General features: G+C 63.2%; 13 protein-coding genes, 1 rRNA gene and 1 pseudogene. 8 read left to right on the top strand and 7 right to left on the bottom strand.

Annotated elements, in window-relative coordinates; translation table 11 throughout:
• Position 1 precedes the first annotated feature (1 nt).
• Together cyoD and UC34_RS05240 are read left to right on the top strand one after the other, a co-directional pair.
• A complete protein-coding gene (cyoD, locus tag UC34_RS05245) occupies positions 2-406 on the top strand; it encodes a cytochrome o ubiquinol oxidase subunit IV (RefSeq protein WP_044454450.1) in 405 nt (134 codons plus the stop codon).
• A gap of 12 nt (positions 407-418) precedes the next feature.
• Positions 419-1,291, top strand: a complete 873-nt coding sequence (locus tag UC34_RS05240; protein ID WP_418303922.1) for an SURF1 family protein — start codon at positions 419-421, stop codon at positions 1,289-1,291.
• Between the two features lie 42 nt (positions 1,292-1,333).
• On the opposite strand, the gene pdxR is transcribed toward UC34_RS05240, so the two are convergent.
• Entirely contained in the window at positions 1,334-2,779 is a 1,446-nt protein-coding gene (pdxR, locus tag UC34_RS05235) for a MocR-like pyridoxine biosynthesis transcription factor PdxR (protein WP_044454449.1), read from the bottom strand.
• Between the two features lie 203 nt (positions 2,780-2,982).
• On the opposite strand from pdxR, the gene UC34_RS05230 reads away from it, so the two are divergent.
• Together UC34_RS05230 and ggt are read left to right on the top strand one after the other, a co-directional pair.
• Positions 2,983-3,651 carry a M24 family metallopeptidase gene (locus UC34_RS05230; RefSeq protein WP_157123036.1) on the top strand — a complete coding sequence of 223 codons (669 nt, stop codon included), beginning with the start codon at positions 2,983-2,985 and terminating at the stop codon, positions 3,649-3,651.
• Between the two features lie 693 nt (positions 3,652-4,344).
• On the top strand, positions 4,345-6,072 hold the full coding sequence (gene ggt / locus UC34_RS05225) for a gamma-glutamyltransferase (RefSeq protein ID WP_044454448.1): 1,728 nt from the start codon (positions 4,345-4,347) through the stop codon (positions 6,070-6,072).
• Between the two features lie 137 nt (positions 6,073-6,209).
• On the opposite strand, the gene UC34_RS05220 is transcribed toward ggt, so the two are convergent.
• The 3 genes and pseudogenes from UC34_RS05220 to UC34_RS05210 all read right to left on the bottom strand — a co-directional run bounded on the left by UC34_RS05220 (position 6,210) and on the right by UC34_RS05210 (position 8,603).
• A complete protein-coding gene (locus tag UC34_RS05220; RefSeq protein WP_044454447.1) occupies positions 6,210-6,854 on the bottom strand; it encodes a methionine ABC transporter permease in 645 nt (214 codons plus the stop codon).
• Positions 6,855-6,927: 73 nt separating this feature from the next.
• Positions 6,928-7,728, bottom strand: a pseudogene (locus UC34_RS05215) (methionine ABC transporter ATP-binding protein); the annotation flags it as partial.
• A gap of 53 nt (positions 7,729-7,781) precedes the next feature.
• Positions 7,782-8,603 (bottom strand): MetQ/NlpA family ABC transporter substrate-binding protein, encoded by an 822-nt coding sequence (locus tag UC34_RS05210; protein WP_044454446.1) that lies wholly within the window; start codon positions 8,601-8,603, stop codon positions 7,782-7,784.
• 490 nt (positions 8,604-9,093) lie between these two features.
• On the opposite strand from UC34_RS05210, the gene UC34_RS05205 reads away from it, so the two are divergent.
• Positions 9,094-10,185, top strand: a complete 1,092-nt coding sequence (locus UC34_RS05205; RefSeq protein ID WP_044454445.1) for a serine hydrolase — start codon at positions 9,094-9,096, stop codon at positions 10,183-10,185.
• Positions 10,186-10,229: 44 nt separating this feature from the next.
• Here the strand turns inward: UC34_RS05205 and UC34_RS05200 are convergent, their stop codons facing one another.
• Positions 10,230-11,021, bottom strand: coding sequence for an IclR family transcriptional regulator (locus UC34_RS05200; RefSeq protein ID WP_044454444.1), 792 nt, complete (start codon positions 11,019-11,021; stop codon positions 10,230-10,232).
• A 295-nt stretch (positions 11,022-11,316) separates the two neighbouring features.
• Between UC34_RS05200 and UC34_RS05195 the strand changes: the two genes are divergently transcribed.
• Both UC34_RS05195 and UC34_RS05190 read left to right on the top strand, forming a co-directional pair.
• Positions 11,317-12,705 carry an MFS transporter gene (locus UC34_RS05195; RefSeq protein ID WP_044454443.1) on the top strand — a complete coding sequence of 463 codons (1,389 nt, stop codon included), beginning with the start codon at positions 11,317-11,319 and terminating at the stop codon, positions 12,703-12,705.
• A gap of 33 nt (positions 12,706-12,738) precedes the next feature.
• On the top strand, positions 12,739-13,176 hold the full coding sequence (locus tag UC34_RS05190; protein WP_044454442.1) for a type II 3-dehydroquinate dehydratase: 438 nt from the start codon (positions 12,739-12,741) through the stop codon (positions 13,174-13,176).
• Positions 13,177-13,374: 198 nt separating this feature from the next.
• On the opposite strand, the gene UC34_RS05185 is transcribed toward UC34_RS05190, so the two are convergent.
• The gene (locus UC34_RS05185; protein ID WP_044454441.1) at positions 13,375-14,889 is read right to left on the bottom strand and encodes an MFS transporter; all 1,515 of its coding nucleotides are present in this window, start codon (positions 14,887-14,889) and stop codon (positions 13,375-13,377) included.
• A 327-nt stretch (positions 14,890-15,216) separates the two neighbouring features.
• Between UC34_RS05185 and UC34_RS05180 the strand changes: the two genes are divergently transcribed.
• Complete coding sequence (locus tag UC34_RS05180) at positions 15,217-17,295, top strand: OPT family oligopeptide transporter (protein WP_044454440.1); 2,079 nt, start codon at positions 15,217-15,219, stop codon at positions 17,293-17,295.
• Positions 17,296-18,462: 1,167 nt separating this feature from the next.
• Here the strand turns inward: UC34_RS05180 and rrf are convergent.
• Positions 18,463-18,575 (bottom strand): 5S ribosomal RNA (rrf, locus tag UC34_RS05175).
• Positions 18,576-18,632: the final 57 nt, after the last annotated feature.

Here is an 18,632-nt window from a genome sequence, read left to right as displayed (position 1 = left end):
CATGAGCCAGGACGCGACCCTGCACGACGGGCATGGGCACGGGCACGACCATGATGACGATCATAGCAACGAGGGACCGCACAGCACGCTGCGCGGCTATGCGACGGGCTTCATCCTGTCGGTCATTCTCACGGCCATTCCGTTCTGGTTCGTGATGGGCGGGGTGTTCGAGAAGTCGAGCACGACCGCGATCATGATCCTGTTCCTTGCTGCCGTGCAGATCGTGGTGCACATGATCTACTTCCTGCACATGAACGCGAAATCAGAGGGCGGCTGGAACATGCTGTCGCTGATTTTCACGATCGTGCTGGTGGTAATTACGCTCTCGGGCTCGCTCTGGGTGATGTATCACCTGAACCAGAACATGATGCCGGGTATGATGCAGGATACGAAAAACCTCCCTTGAACGGCATACCCCTTGAGCAGCGATCGACTTCACGAATCGGGGGACGCACAGCGTCCCCCGCGCGCTTCCGGCGCCCCCTCCCCCGCGTCACCTTCCTCCCGCCCATCCGCCCTTCGGCTGGTTATTCTCGGCGTCATCACGCTGGTGCTGGTCAGCGTTTTCGCGTCGCTCGGCACATGGCAGTTGCAGCGCCGCGCGTGGAAGCTGGATCTGATCGAGCGCGTGAATTCACGCGTGCACGCCCCCCCGTCGGCCGCCCCGACCCGCGCGCAGTGGCCGGCGGTTAGCGCCGAGGCCGACGAATATCGGCACGTCTCGCTTACCGGCACGTATCGTTTCGACAAGGACACGCTCGTGCAAGCCGTGACCGATCTGGGGGGCGGCTACTGGGTGCTTACGCCGCTGCGGACTCCGGATGGCAGTGACGTGCTCGTCAATCGCGGCTTCGTGCCACCCGGCTGGAAGGAGTCGGTACCGCCCGCACCCGACGGCGAAGTCACCGTGACGGGGCTGTTGCGCCTGCCGGAGCCCGTCGGAGGCTTTCTGCGCAAGAACGCGCCAGCGGAAAACCTCTGGTACTCGCGCGACGTGTTTGCCATTGCGGCAGCGCGTGGGCTGGCCGAAGCCGACGTGGCCCCGTATTTCGTCGATGCCGACGCCAGCCCTGGGGCGAGCGTCGGTGCAAACGCCATCACCAACGATGCCGAAGCCGTGACGGGCAAGACACAGTCGCAGGATCGCGACTATCCGGTGGGCGGCCTGACTGTCGTGCAATTCCCGAACAACCATATGAGCTATCTGCTCACGTGGTACGCGCTGGCGATCATGTCAGCCGTGGCCGGCTGGTTCGTCATCCGGTTGGAGATGCGCAAGCGCTCGGGCTGACGTCCGTGAGCCAACGCTCGTGACGCGCGTCATGACACCCGCTCAACCGGCCGCCGCCGCAATGGCGTCGGCAATTCGCGTCGCGATATCGGGCAGCCGCCCGTCGTCAAGCGCGGCGTAGCCCAGCACCAGCGCGGGCGCCAACGTCTGCGCCCGCGCGAATTCCCCGAGTCCTTCCACGAATACGCCCTGCTCGCGCAGGGCTGCGACGAGCGCCGCCTCGTCGATCTGCGGCGGCAGCCAGAGCACGAAGTGAAACCCGGCGTGCTCGCCGGTGACGCGACACAATGTGGGCAGTCGTTCGCGTAACCTGTCGAGCAGCAGATTGCGGCGGCGCAAATAGACGCTTCGCGAGGCACGCAAATGCCGCGCGAAGTCGCCGGCATCGATGTAGCTCGCGAGCGCCATTTGTTCGATGAGACTGTTCGCGCGACCGGATGCCGAGCGCTGTGCCGCGATACGCGCGAGCAAGGCCGGGGGCGCCAGCAGATAACCGATGCGCAGCGACGGGAACAGGGACTTGTTGAAGCTGCTGCAATGAATCACACGCGCCTGCGTGTCGATGGCCTTGAGCGCGGGCAACGGCGCGCTGCCGTAGCTGAACTCGCTGTCGTAATCGTCCTCGACGATCCAGACATTGCGTGCGGCTGCCCACGCCAACAGTTGCATTCGCCGGTTGATCGACATCGTGGTGCCCAGCGGCGCCTGATGTGCGGGTGTCACATAGGCGATGCCGGCGCGGCCCCCACCCCGTTGATCGGCGGTGGCCACGACGAAGCCCTCGTCGTCGACCGGCACGCTCACGCACTGCGACAACGGCGCGCGCACCAGCGTCGACAGGTTCTTGTAGCCGGGGTCTTCCAGATAGAACGTGGTGGATGCGTCGGCAAGCACTTCCGTCACGAGATCGATGGCGTGGCGAATGCCGGTGGTCACGACGATTTCGGCCGCCTCGCAGGCAATGCCGCGCGTCATGCGCACGTAGCGGGCAATGCTCTCGCGCAGCGGCAGATAGCCCCGCGGATCGGTATCGGCCAGCATGGCCGGGGTGACCGTGCGCAGCGCGCGATTCATGTGCTTGCGCCATATGGGCAGGGAGAACAGCGCGGCGTCCGGCGAGCGCCCGGTCTTCAGGGCGAGTGACGCCGCGTTCTCCGGCAATGGTTCTGCCGCCGTGCACGCGTGGCGAGCCGAATTCGTGCGCGCCGCAGCGCCCGGCAAGTCCGCGACGACTTCCGTGCCTGCGCCCACGCGGCTCGCGACATAGCCTTCCAGCGTGAGTTGTTCGAACGCCAGCGCAACGATGCCGCGCGATACGCCCCATCGCTCGGCGAGCGTTCGCGTCGAGGGCAAACGGTCGCCGCGTCGCAGCTCGCCGGCCACGATGCGCTCGCGCACGCAACGGTAGACCCACGCCTGACGCGTCTCCTTTTCGTGACGTTCCGAGAGCGGCAATTCGAGCGACTGGCTGAGGTGTCGGCGGCGCATGAGCGGCGAATGGAGGGAGGTGAACGGACAGGTTTTCCGGCGCCATGCCGCGAGTCGGGGCAAAGTGGCCCAATGGAAGACGCGATAAATGGCGCTTCGAATTATACAAGTTTGCCCCTATCCTGATGGCCATGACGTCGGTCCCGCCAGCGGCAACACGGGCCGTCGCCTCTGAAGCCAAAACAAATCATTGGAGAAATTCGATGGAGTTGATGGATCTGGCCCGGCGCGAGGCCGTCGGTGCGAAGTTCAGTGCCGACGCCATGAAGCGGGCACAGGCGCTTACATGGGACGCGACCGAGAAGATCGCAGCCATCATCAAACCCGGCATGCGCGAATCAGAAGCCATTGCCGCAAGCAAGGCACTGCTTGGCACGCTCGGCATGGACCGCATCTGGCACCCGGTGCTGGTTCGCTTCGGCGAGAACACGTTGCGCACCTTCAGCGAACGTAGCGACAACGACCCGGTGCTCGGCGACGACGACATCTACTTCATCGATATCGGTGTGGTCTTCGGCGCGCACGAAGGCGACTGCGGTTTCACGCGCACGACGGGCAGCGATCCCGAGATGCAGCGTTGCGCCGACGACGCGAAGCGTTTGTTCGACATCGTCCAGGACCACTGGCGTCAAGAAAAAGTGACCGGGCAGGCGCTGTACGACTTCGCGAAGACGCAAGCGCAAGCGTTGGGCTGGGTGCTCAACCTCGACATCAAGGGGCACCGCGTCAGCGACTTCCCGCATGCCATTTACAAGGGCGGCAAGCTCGGCGACCTGACCGACACGCCCAGCGGGGGCTTGTGGATTCTCGAGATCCAGATCGCGCACCCGACACGTCCGTTCGGGGCGTTCTACGAGGACCTGCTGGTCTGAAGGCCGTCCGATCGCGATCTTGACGGCGATCCGATGCAGTTGCCCCGCCCAATGCGAAGCGGTGGGCGACGGCAACGTCGCCCATTCGTGGGCTGCATCCACCTCAACACGCAGTTCAATCTCGCTCAACTCTGCGACCCCTGAGGGATTTTTGAGCGATATCGGCGCGCTATCGTCGCCATATCGGCGCGATGTCATCGCATCCCGTTGTCGCGCCGTCGAAAAACAACGTATGCCACGGCGGAGCGATAACGCACGACCGCAGGGCAGAATCCGAACTTTTCCCCGCCTTTCGCTCCCCGATCCCTTCCGTTTCGACGGCAAACCCTAGCCGATATCTGACCCCATATCCGGCAGAAGCACACAGCGCAGAGGGCTTGCGCGCGCTTTTTCCAATTGTCCAGCGCCACGCGAATACGTGTCGTGGCCCGCGCCCCGGACTTTTGGTACATCTTTCCCCAATTACCCGTTATGCGTTACCGTTCGTCTGGTCGACGGATTTTTCCCAAAGTACGACACCGGGCAGTGGAGACATCGCCCCGCCATCGCGCCACTCGCTCAGGCACGAGGAAGCGGGCGAGCTGCCTGTCGTGCATCCGGCGAATGCATGGCTGCAACGCAGGGCCGTGCCGTGGAAGTTACGGCAGTTGAAGTCCCTTTTTATCTCGCTCACGACAAGAACCACAGAAGACGATGAAAAACCCAACCTTCACCAAAGCGCTCCTGGCCTCGGCTCTGAGCTGCGCGTTGTTCAACGCTTACGCGGCATCACAGGCGCCGGTCGGCGCCGAAAACGGCATGGTCGTGACCGCCCAGCATCTCGCGTCGAAAGTCGGCGTCGATGTGCTCAAGGCCGGCGGCAATGCCGTGGACGCGGCCGTTGCCGTGGGGTACGCGCTCGCCGTGGTGTACCCGGCAGCGGGCAACATCGGCGGCGGCGGCTTCATGACGATTCAGCTCGCCGACGGCCGCAAGACCTTCCTCGACTTCCGCGAAAAGGCCCCACTCGCCGCGACGGCCAACATGTACCTCGACAAGGACGGCAACGTCATCAAGGGCGCGTCGACCACCGGCTATCTGGCCGTGGGCGTGCCGGGCAGCGTGTCGGGCATGGAGTACGCGCGCGAAAAGTACGGCACGAAGACACGTCAGCAACTGCTGGCGCCTGCGATCACGCTGGCCGACAAGGGTTTCGTGCTCGATCAGGGCGACGTCGACATGCTGTGGACGTCGACCAAGGACTTCGAGAAGGATCACGCCAACTCGGGCGCCATCTTCCTGAACAAGGGCAAGCCATTCCAGCCGGGCGAGCGCCTCGTGCAGAAGGACCTCGCACGCACGCTCAAGCTGATCAGCGCCAAGGGCACCGACGGCTTCTACAAGGGTGAAGTCGCCGACAAGCTGGTGGCGTCGGTCAAGGCGGGCGGCGGCATCATCACGCAGGCCGACCTCGATCAGTACAAGACGCGCGAGCTGGCGCCGGTCGAATGCGACTACCGCGGCTACCACGTGGTGTCGGCCCCGCCCCCGAGCTCCGGCGGCGTGGTGATCTGCGAGATCATGAACATTCTCGAGGGATACCCGATGAAAGATCTGGGTTACCACTCGGCGCAGGGCGTTCACTACACCATCGAAGCGATGCGTCACGCGTACGTCGACCGCAACAGCTATCTGGGTGATCCCGACTTCGTGAAGAACCCGATCGCGCAGTTGCTCGACAAGAACTACGCCGCGAAAATTCGCGCTGCGATCCAGCCGCAAAAAGCCGGCATCTCGCAAGAGATCAAGCCGGGCGTGCCGCCGCATGAAGGCAGCAACACCACGCATTACTCCATCATCGACAAGGACGGCAACGCCGTGTCGGTCACCTACACGCTCAACGACTGGTTCGGCGCGAAGGTCATGGCCAACGGCACGGGCGTGCTGCTCAACGACGAGATGGACGACTTCACCTCCAAGGTGGGTGTGCCGAACCTGTACGGTCTGATCCAGGGTGAGGCCAACGCCATCGGCCCGGGCCGTCGTCCGCTCTCGTCGATGAGCCCGACCATCGTCACGAAGGATGGCAAGCCGGTGATGGTCGTGGGTACCCCGGGCGGCAGCCGCATCATCACGGCCACGCTGCTCACGATGCTCAACGTGATCGACTACGGCATGAATCTGCAAGAAGCCGTTGATGCGCCGCGTTTCCATCAGCAATGGATGCCGGAGGCGACCAACATCGAGCCGTTCGCACTCAGCCCGGACACGCAGAAGATTCTGGAGAGCTGGGGCCAGAAGTTCGCAGGTCCGCAACCGGCCAACCATATTGCGGCGATTCTCGTGGGCGCGCCGTCGCTGGGTGGCAAGCCGATCGGCAAGAACCGCTTCTATGGCGCAAACGATCCGCGTCGCAATACGGGGCTGGCACTCGGGTATTGAGCCGCATGCCCGATGGACGATCCGCGCCGGCTTTAGGGCCGACGTCGGATCGTCAACGACGAAGGCCGCACATGTGCGGCCTTTTTTCATTCGATCTTGCCGGTATGTCCAGGTATGTCCGGCGCTTTCCGTGCGCGTCAGCGTCGATGATCCACGCGCCGCGCGAGTCGCTCTCCGGCGAACTGCACCAGCGTCACCATCGCGACCAGAATGACGATCACGTTGAACATGACGCTCGTCTCGTAACGCTCGTAGCCGTAGCGCACGGCGAGATCGCCCAATCCGCCCGCGCCCACGGCGCCGGCCATGGCCGAGGCGCCGACCATCGCGATCACGGTCACCGTCGCACCGCCGAGAATCGCGGGCAGCGCTTCGGGCAGCAACACGTGGCGCACGATGTGCCAGTGTCGGCACCCCATCGCCCGCGCCGCTTCGATCAGGCCCGGGTCGATCTCGCGCAGGCCGACCTGCGTCACTCGCGCGAAGAACGGAATCAGATGGACGGCGAGCGGTACGACGGCGGCCCATGTCCCCATCGTCGTGCCGACGATCCAGCGGGTCACCGGCAGCAGCGCCACGAGCAGAATGATGAACGGCACCGCGCGAAACAGGTTCACGACGACCGACAACGCCCGGTTGAATCGCGGACGCGGCGCCAGTCCGCCGGGCGCCGTGATGACGAGGACAACGGCGAGCAGCAAGCCCACCGCGAAAACGATGGCGCATGCGCTCGTGACCATCAACAAGGTCTCGCCGAGCGCGCACAGGTATTTATCGAGCATGGAGGTGTCCTCGGCGTCAGACGGCGTGCGCGTGCTGGCGGCCGATATCTTGCGTGAAACGTCCTTGCCACGCATGTTGCAGCGGGCGCAGCAAGGCGCGTGTCGCATCGGCCAATGGGTTCGCAAAGACTTCGTCGACCGGCCCCAGTTCGGCGATACGTCCCTGATCGAGCACCAACACGCGCTCGCAGGCCTGATGAATCACGCCCATGTCGTGCGTGATGAGCACGACCGTCAGACCAAACTCGCGCTGGACGTCGCCCAGCAGCGTCAGGATGGCGTCCGTCGTCTCGGGGTCGAGTGCCGACGTGGCTTCGTCGCACAGGAGGATCTCAGGGCAATGCACCAGCGCGCGCGCAATACCCACACGCTGTTTCTGTCCGCCGGAGAGCATGGCCGGATAGGCATCGGCCTTGCCCGAGAGCCCCACGAGCGACAGCAGTTCGTTCACGCGTGGCGCGATGTCCTGCCTTGACACGCCGGCGACACGCAGTGGCAGCGCGACATTCTCGAAGACGGTCTTCGCGGACAGCAGGTTGAAGTGCTGGAAGATCATCCCGATGCGTCGACGCAGGCCGACCAGGGCATTCTCGTCGAGCGATGCGACATCGACACCGTCCACCTTGATCTGCCCGGTGCTCGGCAACTCCAGCGCGTTGATCGTGCGCAGCAGCGTGGATTTGCCCGCGCCGCTGCGACCGATGATGCCGAAGCTCTCGCCACGCTGCACCGCGAAGGAGATGTCTTGCAGCGCCGCGCTCGACGCCCCCGGATAGACCTTGCCCAGTGCGTCGAACGTGATGTGGGCCACCTCGCGCGCCGCCGCTGTGGGCAAACGGGTCACGGGCGCAGTGGAGGTGTGTCGTGTCGTCATCGCAGGTTCCTCGCAGGTGACAGGTGGCCTCGCATGCAGAATCGGCAGCGGCATCAGAACGCCGGAATCACCGAACCCTGATATTTCGTCTCGATGAACTTGCGCACTTCGTCCGACTGGTATGCCTTGACCAGCGGCGCGACCCACGCTGCGTTCTTGTCCTTCTCGCGAACCGCAATGATGTTCACGTAAGGATTGTTCTCGCGCTTCTCGACGGCAATGCCGTCACGCGTGGCGATCAGACCCGCCTGATAGGCGAAGCTGTTGACGATGGCCGACGCATCGACATCCGGCAGCGAGCGTGCGAGCACCACGGAGGCGCTTTCGATGAACTGAAGCTTGCGCGGGTTGGCCGTCACGTCGGACAGCGTGGCCGTGCCGGTGTACGGATCGAAGCCGTCACGCAGCTTGATCAGGCCGTGATCGCGCAGGATGACGAGGGCGCGGGTCTGATTGCTCGGATCGTTCGGCAAGCCGATCTTTGCGCCTTCGGGCAGCGATTCGAGCGACTTGTATTTCTTCGAATAGAACGCGATCGGCGAGATGAGCGTGTCACCGACCGAGACGAGCTTGTAGCCACGTTGCTTGATCTGGTCACGAAGGAACGGGATGTGCTGGAACGAATTGGCGTCGAGATCGCCGTTGTTGAGCGCTTCGTTCGGGCTCGCGGTGCCGCTCACCACGATGGGTTCGACGTTCAGGCCGCGCGACTTCGCCACCTTCGTGACCACTTCCCAGATCTCCTCGTCGACGCCGCCGCGCACACCCACCTTGAGCGGCTTGTCCGCCGCATGGGCGCCCATCGTGCCCAGCGAGCCGATGGCAAATGCGAGCGAGAGGCTGCCGAGCAAACGAAACAGATGGCGGCGTTGCATGAATGATTCCCCTTCGTGGTGGTATTGGGTGGCGCCAGATCGGGCGAACGCACAGTCTAGGAAGCCGCGCCCTGCACCGTCCAATAACCAAATGCGCAAAGCTAATCTGCCGCACCGCGCAGAGCATTCATGGGGTGCGCGTTCTGGGCATGTAACTTTTTGTAATACGGATTCGAGAAATTCAGGAACTCCTCGACGTCGCGTCGTCCAACAGGTTTTCCCGTGTGGTGTGTCTGTGTCCGGCGCCTGCATCCTGCGTGGCCGTTATCGCGCCGCGCGGGACGGCAGGGATATGCCGAGGCGCGCCGTCCTTCGTCCACCTCTGTCCCTCCGGAACCGTGTGAAGATGTCCGCCTTGTGGTACCCGCCGCCCAGCCCACTTGACCCAGCCGCCCCACTCGATTCACTCGATCCGCTCAACACGTCGCGTTGCTCGCTAAGCTCGCTGCTAAGTCCGCTTCACCACTCCTGTCTGTCTCGCCTGTACCCCATGTCGTCTCGTGCGATCGCCCTGGCCCGTCTGGTGGTATTCGGCGTCATTCTGCTGATTGCGGGTCTGCCCGTGAGCGACGCGCTCGCGGCCAACGCGCATCCCGCGAGCACGGGCAAACGCCGCCATGACGCCATCAAGAGGAAAAGGCCGGTCGCGAAGCCAGCGAAGGCAGCAAAGGCGCCCCAGCGCAAGGCAATGGCGAGCACGACACGCAAGCGCGACGCGACCCCGTCGGCGAACGCGCGATCGGGGCGCAAGGCCACGAAGGCCGCGCCGGCAACGCCGCAGGTAAGTACGGACGCAAAACCACGGCTGCTCGCACGCTGCGGCTTCACGCCGGCATCGCGCAAACGCTTGTTCTCCAAGGCGGTCTATATCGTCGACGAGAAAACGCACACGCCGCTGTTCGCACGCAACGCGGATCAGGTCAGACCGATCGCGTCGCTCTCCAAACTCATGACGGCTGTCGTGTGGCTCGACAGCGCACCGGCGATGCACGGGCCGCTCACGGTGACGAACGCGGATCGGGACACGTTGAAGTACACCCATTCGCGTCTGCGCGTGGGCTCGACGCTCTCACGCGCCGACATGTTGCACATTTCGCTGATGGCGTCAGAGAATCGCGCCGCTGCCGCAATGAGCCGCGATTATCCGGGCGGACGCCCGGCGTTCATCTCCGCGATGAACGCAAAGGCACGACAGCTGAACATGCCGAACACCCGCTTCGAAAATGCCACGGGCCTGTCCCCGCGCAACGTCTCGACGGCACGCGAGCTGGCCCGCCTGGTGCGAGCGTCGAATCAGTATCCGCTCATTCGCCGCTACTCCATCGATCACCAGCAGCGCGTGCGCACCGGCAAGGGGCAACTGCAGTACGTCAACACGAACCGGTTGGTCCGTTACGGCAAGGTGCACGCGAGCGTTCAGAAAACGGGTTTCATCAACGAGTCGGGGCACAACATGGTGATGCGCGTGATGGTTCACAAACAGCGCCCCGTGATCGTGACGATGCTCGGCAGCGATACCCCCGAAGGCTCTCGTCTGGACGGGGTCCGCATTGCGCATTGGCTATCGTGTTCGCTGCGATAAGCGCGTACGAGGCAAACCCTCGCCGGTGGGCACGGCGGTAATGATCAGGATGCCTGACGAATCCGGTCGAACAACGGCGATGTTTGGCTCGCGGCCGCCAGTTCAGACGCCGCCGCGAGCAACGCCGGACCGAGTTGCGTCATGCGCGCTTCGTCCAGGCGGACCAACGGCCCCGCAATGCTGATCACGCCCAGCGCAGGATAGCCGCGACGCAGAATCGGCGCGGCCATCGCCGTCATGCCGGGCGAGAACACTTCGTTGATCGTAGCGTAGCCGCGAGCGCGCGCGGCCGCCAGAAATGCCAGGACGCCCTGCACCGTCGTGGGGGCATTCGGGCCGTAGTCCTTCGGCTGCCCGAAGCCCTGCCGGCTCACCAGCGCCAGCGCGCGCTCGTCGCTCATCGTCATCATCCACGCGTGGCCCGTGGCCGAACACGACAGGATCGTGTCCATGCCCATGTCGGGGTCGTACTTCAACCCCTTGCTCGCCCCCTGCGCCTTCGCGACCCACGTGATGCGATCGCCGTCGACGATCGCCAGACGCACCAGTTCGCCGGATGTTTCCGCGAGCCGGTCGAGAATCGTCTGCGCCATGTCCACGATGCCGGACGTACTGAGGAAACTCAACCCCAGCCCCACGAGCTTCGTCGTCAGCACGTAATCGCCATGCTCGCGTAACTGACGCACGTAGCCGAAGCCCTTGAGGTCGGTGAGCAAGCGATGGCAGGCACTGCGGGGGATGTCGAGTTCGTCGGCAATGAATGCCAGCGGCGTGCCGCCGACTTGCTGGGCGAGCAATTCCAGAATGGCAAGTGTGCGCTCCATGACGCCGTTCATGCATGTCTCCTCTGCGGTTTGCCGCATTTCATTTTCGCGCTCGATTTCGCACGGTATGTCCCACTGGATGCCGCACGAAATTTCGCGTCGAATTTCACATTATGGCATTAAATTCCAGTCTGGAACGGTGTTCCAACAGGCTCATTACCATCCTGTTTGCCAGCCCGGGATACGCCCGGGCGGTCCTCGCGAGCGCCGGGCTCACGACTGCACGACTGCGGCAGATGCCGATATCCAGTTCGTGAAGCCCCTGCGACGATGAGGCATAACGACAAATCATCGTCAGGAGACAGGCATGACACACGCAACGCCCTCGGTGCCGGACGCATCGATGCAAACGCGAGCGGTGACCGCTGCGACCATCGGCACCGCACTGGAATGGTTCGACTTCACGTTGTATGGCGCATTGGCCGCGACTTTGCTGCCGAAGCTGTTTTTCCCGGCGATGGAACCGACCTCGGCGCTTCTCGCCTCGCTCGCCACGTTCGGCGTGGGGCTCGCCGCGCGACCGCTCGGCGCGATCATCTGCGGCTCGCTGGGCGACAAGTTCGGTCGCCGTAACCTGATGCTCGCAACGGTCTCGGTAATGGGCGTGGCCTCGGTACTGATGGGCCTGTTGCCGACCTATGCGCAAATCGGCATTTGGGCGCCGATTCTGCTCGTGGCATTGCGGATCGTGCAGGGTTTCGCCCTCGGCGGGGAATCGACCGGCGGTCAGTTGATGGCGATCGAGCATGCCAGCCCGGAGCGTCGCGGCAAATACTCAGGGCTGCTCGGCATCTGCTCGCCGGTCAGCCAGATCCTCGCCAACGCGGCGTTGTTCGGATTATCAGCGTCGATGTCGGCGCAGGCGTTCGAGTCCTGGGGCTGGCGCGTGCCATTCCTGCTGAGTTTCCTGCTCGTGATCGTGGGCGTATACATCCGTCTCAAGGTGCACGAGACGCCCGCCTTCGCCGCGATGCAATCGGCCACCCAGGTCGTGAAGGCCAGCAATCCGCTGCGCGACGCCGTGCGACTGCACTACAAACCGCTGATCCGCTGGACGCTCTTCTTCTGCGGACCGGCAGCCCTCTTCTATCTGATCGTGGTGTTCTCGCTGAGCTACATCACCAAGACGCTCGAAGTGCCCAAGCAGACGGCGTTCATGCTGCTCATGGGGGCGAACGTTTTCGCGATCTTCGGGGCGTTGCTCGGCGGCATGCTCAGCGACCGTATCGGTCGCAAGAAGGCGCTTGCCATCGGCTCGTGCGCCACGCTGGCGATCTCGCTCGTCTACTTCTCAGTGCTCGACACCCGCAGTTTCGTGCCGATGCTGTTGATCATGGGGCTCTTCCTCGGCTTCACACAGTATCAGAGCGGCATCCAGCCGGTGGCCTTTGCCGAGGCGTTCCCCACCAACGTGCGTTATTCCGGCTCGGCGCTCGCCTACACCGGCGCCAATCTGCTCACGGGCGGTCCCATGCCGATGGTCGCCGTCTGGCTGCTGTCGATCAGCAACGGCTCGCCGTGGGCCGTCGTGGCGCTGTGCGCAACGCTGAACGTCATCTCGCTCGCCGCCATTCTCATCGGCCCGGAGACGCGCGGCATCGATATGCATCGCACCGATCCGGCGCAGGCGCTGGCGGGCGAGGTATCCGACGCTCCCGCGCTGAACACGTCGCACGGCGTGCGCAACAGTCATTGATCGCTGCCTTTTACTGGAATCGAATTACTCATCATGTCCGACCTTGTCTACGTCCTCAACGGCCCGAACCTCAACATGCTGGGCAAACGCGAGCCGCATCTTTACGGGCATACGACGCTCGCCGAGATCGAGCAAACCGTACGCTCGCTCGCACCGCGTCTCGAGTTGCGGTGCGAATTCCGGCAGACGAACAACGAAGCCACGATGGTCGACTGGCTTCAGGAGGCGTTCGAGGCCGATGCCGGTGTCGTGCTGAACCCGGCAGGCCTGTCGTTCCGCTCGATCCCCGTGCTCGACGCGGCCAAGCTGTTGCAACGACCGCTGATCGAAGTGCACATCACCAACATTCACAAGCGCGAGGAAATCTATCGTCACTCGTTGATCTCGGGCGTCGCGACCGGCGTGATTTGCGGACTCGGTGTGCAGTGTTATCCCCTGGCGCTGCACGCCATGGCGTCGATGCTGGCCTGATGCGTGTTCGACTTGTCTGCGGTGTGAGGGGTGCGCGGGGGATTTTGCAGTCGCAGACGATGCCCGCGCGCTTGGATCTCACTACGCCCGCAAGCGCGAACAGGCGCTCGCGGGCGTGGTGAATTCCAGTGGATATCAACGGATATCGATGGCGTGCAGCACCACGCCACGACGCGCGCCTTGCAGGCGCGACGTTCGTCAGCGCTTGCGCGCGTGCCAGCGCCCCCAGATGGCGGTGGCGAGAAGCAGCAGCGCACCAGCGCCGATCACGGCGTCGAAACCGTGATTGAAGGCCGTGTTGGAGAGTAACGTCAGCGTGTTTGCCATGTCCGGCGCCAGGTGCTCGGCCACGATCTGCGCTTCGTCGAGACTGTCGCGCACGGTGTCCGGCAGCGTGGCGACTTGCGGCACATCCATCGAGCGGCCATAGACGAACGTCAGCAAGCTGCCCATGAAAGTGACGCCCAGCGCGCCACCGAGTTCGTACGACACTTCCTCGACCGAGGCCGCCATACCGGCACGCTCGGGCGGTGCACTTTGCATGATGGTGCTCGATGCGGCCGTCATCGTCGCCCCCACGCCAAGACCGAGAATCACGAGTGCGAGCGCCCACAGCACGAAGTCGGAATCGCGAAAGACGAGATAACCCACCATGCCGGCCGCCGACATCGTCAGCGCAATCGACAGCAGACGGGTACTTCCCATGCGCGGCAGCATCCGTCCGGCAATCGGGCCGGCGACGAACGCGGCCAGCGACAAGGGCATACCGGCCAGCCCGGCTTCGAGCGGCGAGTAACCCATCACCAGTTGCAGGCGCTGGCTGAATACCAGTTGCATGCCGATCAGCGATGCGGCGGCCATGAGCGCGGCAATCACTGCACCGGCGAATACGGGGTTGCGAAATAGCGAGAAGTCGAGCAACGGATGCGCACTGCGCCGCTGCCGCTTCACGAACGCCCATAGGAACACCGCGCCGACCACAACCGCAACGCCGACCGTCATCCAGTCGGGCGACACTTTGCCTGCGCTCTTGATCGCATACGTCACGCCAATGAGACCGACCATGAAGAGCAACGAGCCCAACCAGTCCCACGGTTGCTTTGATGTCGCACCGCTATTCGGAATCAGCCACCCGGCGATGGGCAGTGCGATCAGCACGATGGGCACGTTGATCAGGAAGACGGATCCCCACCAGAAGTGTTCGAGCAATGCACCGCCGACAATCGGGCCGAACGCAGCGCCTCCCGAGGCAACCGACGCCCAGATGCCGATGGCAAACGCTTGCTCGTGCGGATCGGTAAACGTCAGGCGAATCAGCGAGAGCGTTGCCGGCATCATCATGGCCGCCCCTACGCCGAGGAATCCGCGCGCGGCAATCAACACGTTCGCGCTCGGCGCGAAGGCGGCCGCGAGCGACGCCGTACCGAACACGACGAGCCCCGCAAGAAAGAGTTGCTTGTGACCGAGACGGTCGCCGAGCGTGCCCATGCCGAGCAATAGACCGGACACGACAAGCGCGTAGGCGTTGACGATCCACAGCTTGGCGGAGGCCGTCGCTGCCAGATCGTGGGTCAGACGAGGCAGTGCCGTGTACAGCACCGTCATGTCGATCACGATGAGCAGCAGCGCCACGGACACGATCGCCAGCACCAGCCAGCGGCGTGCGCCGTGAGCATGCGGGACCGGATGTGTTGACGTGTGCAGACTGGACATCGGAAAGCTCCTTTCCTTCATGTGCCCAGCGTCGTTTCCATGAATGGCTCACGGACGACTTTGGGCACTCACTTGATTGCTAGGGAAAACCCGCATCATCCATCAATAAACCGAACGAGAAAAGTTGGAACCCATCGTCAAAGTAGATGGATGTGGGGCATTTCTCGCGGACAGCGTCCATGAGACGCGGATGCTGGCGCTTCATCGACTGATAGGGTCAGATTCGAACGGTCGTTCTAGCGCGCGCGTCAAGACTGGCGGTGCACTACGCAGACGCATACAATCTGCGCCACATTCCCATTGGGCGAAAATCCCCCCCATTCGTACATGGCATCTCATCCGACCCGAATTCCCGACGCCGTCTCATTGCCAGAACTGACGGTGCGCGGCATGATCCTCGGCGCGCTGATCACTGTGGTGTTCACCGCCTCCAACGTTTATCTCGGGCTCAAAGTCGGCCTGACGTTTTCGTCCTCCATCCCCGCCGCCGTCATCTCCATGGCGGTGCTGCGCGCACTGCGCGGCGGCAACATCCTCGAGAACAATATGGTGCAGACGCAGGCGTCTGCGGCCGGCACGCTCTCGTCGATCATCTTCGTTTTGCCCGGCTTGCTGATGATCGGGCACTGGCAAGGGTTTCCGTTTGGTTTGACGCTGGCGATCTGCGCGTCCGGCGGCATTCTCGGCGTGCTGTTCACGATTCCGCTGCGTCGCGCGATGGTGGTCGACAGCGAATTGCCGTACCCCGAAGGGGTCGCAGCCGCAGAGATTCTGCGGGTCGGCAGTGAGGGCGACGAAGGAACGCCGTCGGCCGGCACGAAGACGACGTCCGACAATGCGTCGAGCGGGGTACGCGAGATTGCGTTCGGTGGCGTCGTGTCGGCGTTGTTTGCGTTCGCGACGGCGGGTCTCAAGGTGCTCGGCGAGAGCATCACTGCGTGGGTGCCGGCGGGCGCTGCGGTGTTCCGTCTGACGACCGGCTTTTCGATGGCGTTGATCGGTGCCGGCTATCTGATCGGCATCGTGTCGGGGCTTGCGATCCTGCTCGGCGTGGTGCTGACGTGGGGCATTGCCGTACCGGTGCTCACGGCGATTACACCGAATCCCGATGGTGTGGCGATGGCCGCCTTCGCCAATGGCTTGTGGCAGCACAAGGTGCGTTTTATCGGGGCGGGCGTGATTGGTGTGGCTGCGGTGTGGACGCTGATCACCCTGACCAGGCCGATGGTCGATGGCGTGAAGACGTCATTTGCCGCGCTCGGCAAATCTCGCGGTGCACTGGGTAACGGTAAAGGCAACGGCAGCGGGCTCGGACGCACCGAGCAGGATCTGTCGCCGTATTGGGTGATTGGGTTGACGCTGTTGTGCGTGGCTGTCTGGGTCGTGACGTTCGGCGTGTTCCTCGCGGACGCGCCGTTGTCGTTCGGCGGCATTGCGACGCTGGTGATTTGCAGCGTGGTGTTCGCTGTGGTTTTCGGCTTTCTGGTGGCGGCTGCATGCGGTTACATGGCAGGGCTTGTGGGTTCGTCTGCGAGCCCGATTTCCGGCATCGGGATTGTGGCAGTCGTGTTGGTGTCGCTGTTGATTCTCAGCGTCAGTCAGGCGAGCGGGCTGCTCGACACGAGTGAGGGGGGCAAGTTGGCGATTGCGTTGGCGTTGTTCACGACCGCTGCCGTCATCGCGATTGCCACGATCTCGAACGATAACCTTCAGGATCTGAAAACCGGTTGGCTGGTGGGCGCGACGCCGTGGCGTCAGCAGGTTGCGCTGCTTGTCGGGTGCGTCGTCGGCGCCGCGGTGATTCCGCCGGTGCTGAACTTGCTCTACAACGCGTACGGATTTACCGACGCGCTACCGCGAGCGGGTATGGACCCGTCACAGGCATTGTCTGCGCCGCAGGCGATTCTGATGACGGCGATCGCCAAGGGCATCTTCACGCATCAGTTGGACTGGTCGATGCTCGGCATTGGCGCGGTGCTGGGTCTCGCGTTGATCGCCATTGACGCGGTGCTGGCAAAGCGCGGCGGTGTCGCGCGTGTTCCGGTGATCGCGGTGGGTATCGGTATCTATCTGCCGCCGACGATTGGTTCCGTGTTGGTGATCGGTGCGGTTTTGGGATGGATTGCGCAGCGGGTGTTGAAGTCGCGTGCGAAGGCGCAGGGGAAAGAGTACGGGCCGTATGCGGAAGCGGCGGAAAGACGTGGCGTGTTGCTGGCGTCAGGTCTGATTGTCGGTGAGAGCCTGATCGGCGTTGCGATGGCGATGGTCGTCGGTTTCACGGGTTCCGATGCCCCGCTGGCGATCGTCGGCAGCAGCTTCGCCCCGACGTCGGAATGGCTCGCCCTGCTGGTGTTCGCTGGCATCTGCGTCATGATCGTGCGCCGAGTTCTCGCAACCGCACGATAACGGCCCACGCGGGACCTGCCGATGTCACCATCGGCCAGGTTCCCCGTTGTCGGCGTTACTGTGGGGGCGATGTGTGTCCGGCGGGACGCTATCGGCTCACGCCTCTGTACATCATGTTCCCCATCGCAAGGCGGCTAATCCGTAGCCTTCATCATCGGATCTTTGGTGTCTCGTTTCAGAGGTTTCGCTTCTGACATTTCGCTTCTGATGTCTCGCATCTGGCACCGCGCCACGCACTTCGATCGGTAATCAGGACCGTATCGCCTGTACGACATCTGCTATCTGGCGCCCTACGTGTCTTTCCCAACCATCTCGGTTTTCGTGAATCCCGCCAAAAGCATAGGAACCGAAACTCCAAAGGTAGCAGGGCCGGTCTCAGCGACGCAAACCATGCAACTTATGCCCCCGGAGGTCGCATCTCTGCTCAACATGATGACGCGACGCGAACAAAGAATGCGCAGCTCTGAAGATGACTCGCTTCAGACGTACTCGGCACGAGTCGGACTAAGGTGGCGTGAAAGCGTCTGTGGCTACACATCGTTTTGCACAGCAGTTCTTAAGCTGAAGCGCTGCAACGAGCGCCGTATCAGCGTACGTCGACCAGCACCAGTCTCAGCGAATAAGCACACTGAGAACGCTATTTCTCAGCCTGCGAGCTCTCCGCCAGGCTACCGATCGAGTTCAACCACGAGCACCAAACCGGGATTAAGCCAGCACGTGGGCGCTGCTTGAGGAGGTCTTCGCCCGCCCCCAGCATCGCAGGGCTGCGAGCCTGATGGACAACGGACCGGAGTTTGTGGGCACTGCACTGTAGAAAATGGATGGGCGCACAAAAGAATCGTCGTTCCTCAGCCCTCGCGCCAGCGCGAACGGCGGACGTTGCCGACATCACTCGCAGCATCGCCCTGCGTCTGGCGTCTGGCGTCTGGCGTGTGGCGTGTGGCGTGTGGCCTGTGGCCTGTGGCGTCGGGCGTCTGGCGTCTAGAGACGTGATCAGTCCGAGTCTGTCGAGCGGGCAGAGCGGAAGCCTAGAAGTACCGTTACGCTGCGCGTGGACGCGAGATCAACCTTGGCGCAGCTTGCGGCTGCGGTCGCGGATTACGCAAAGAATGCGCGCCCAAAAGCAAAAACCCCTCGCTACCGGGTAGCAAGGGGTTTTTAAGGGGAGCCTGACGATTACCTACTTTCACACGGGTATCCGCACTATCATCGGCGTGGAGTCGTTTCACGGTCCTGTTCGGGATGGGAAGGGGTGGTTCCAACTCGCTATGGTCATCAGGCATAACTTGTATGTTCTGCTGGGAGGGTATCCCAACAAAACCAATTCGGAAGAAGCG

The organism is Pandoraea vervacti (genome assembly GCF_000934605.2).
Lineage (GTDB): Bacteria > Pseudomonadota > Gammaproteobacteria > Burkholderiales > Burkholderiaceae > Pandoraea > Pandoraea vervacti.
Note: the sequence above shows the minus strand (reverse complement) of the source record. Positions and strands in the feature narration are given on the sequence as shown.

What these genes read in the sequence shown, in the direction of transcription:
- cyoD (WP_044454450.1), top strand. Translation starts at nt 2, where the DNA reads ATGAGCCAGGACGCGACCCTGCACGACGGGCATGGGCACGGGCACGAC.
- pdxR (WP_044454449.1), bottom strand. Translation starts at nt 2,779, where the DNA reads ATGCGCCGCCGACACCTCAGCCAGTCGCTCGAATTGCCGCTCTCGGAA.
- UC34_RS05230 (WP_157123036.1), top strand. Translation starts at nt 2,983, where the DNA reads ATGGAGTTGATGGATCTGGCCCGGCGCGAGGCCGTCGGTGCGAAGTTC.
- ggt (WP_044454448.1), top strand. Translation starts at nt 4,345, where the DNA reads ATGAAAAACCCAACCTTCACCAAAGCGCTCCTGGCCTCGGCTCTGAGC.
- UC34_RS05220 (WP_044454447.1), bottom strand. Translation starts at nt 6,854, where the DNA reads ATGCTCGATAAATACCTGTGCGCGCTCGGCGAGACCTTGTTGATGGTC.
- UC34_RS05210 (WP_044454446.1), bottom strand. Translation starts at nt 8,603, where the DNA reads ATGCAACGCCGCCATCTGTTTCGTTTGCTCGGCAGCCTCTCGCTCGCA.
- UC34_RS05205 (WP_044454445.1), top strand. Translation starts at nt 9,094, where the DNA reads ATGTCGTCTCGTGCGATCGCCCTGGCCCGTCTGGTGGTATTCGGCGTC.
- UC34_RS05200 (WP_044454444.1), bottom strand. Translation starts at nt 11,021, where the DNA reads ATGAACGGCGTCATGGAGCGCACACTTGCCATTCTGGAATTGCTCGCC.
- UC34_RS05195 (WP_044454443.1), top strand. Translation starts at nt 11,317, where the DNA reads ATGACACACGCAACGCCCTCGGTGCCGGACGCATCGATGCAAACGCGA.
- UC34_RS05190 (WP_044454442.1), top strand. Translation starts at nt 12,739, where the DNA reads ATGTCCGACCTTGTCTACGTCCTCAACGGCCCGAACCTCAACATGCTG.
- UC34_RS05185 (WP_044454441.1), bottom strand. Translation starts at nt 14,889, where the DNA reads ATGTCCAGTCTGCACACGTCAACACATCCGGTCCCGCATGCTCACGGC.
- UC34_RS05180 (WP_044454440.1), top strand. Translation starts at nt 15,217, where the DNA reads ATGGCATCTCATCCGACCCGAATTCCCGACGCCGTCTCATTGCCAGAA.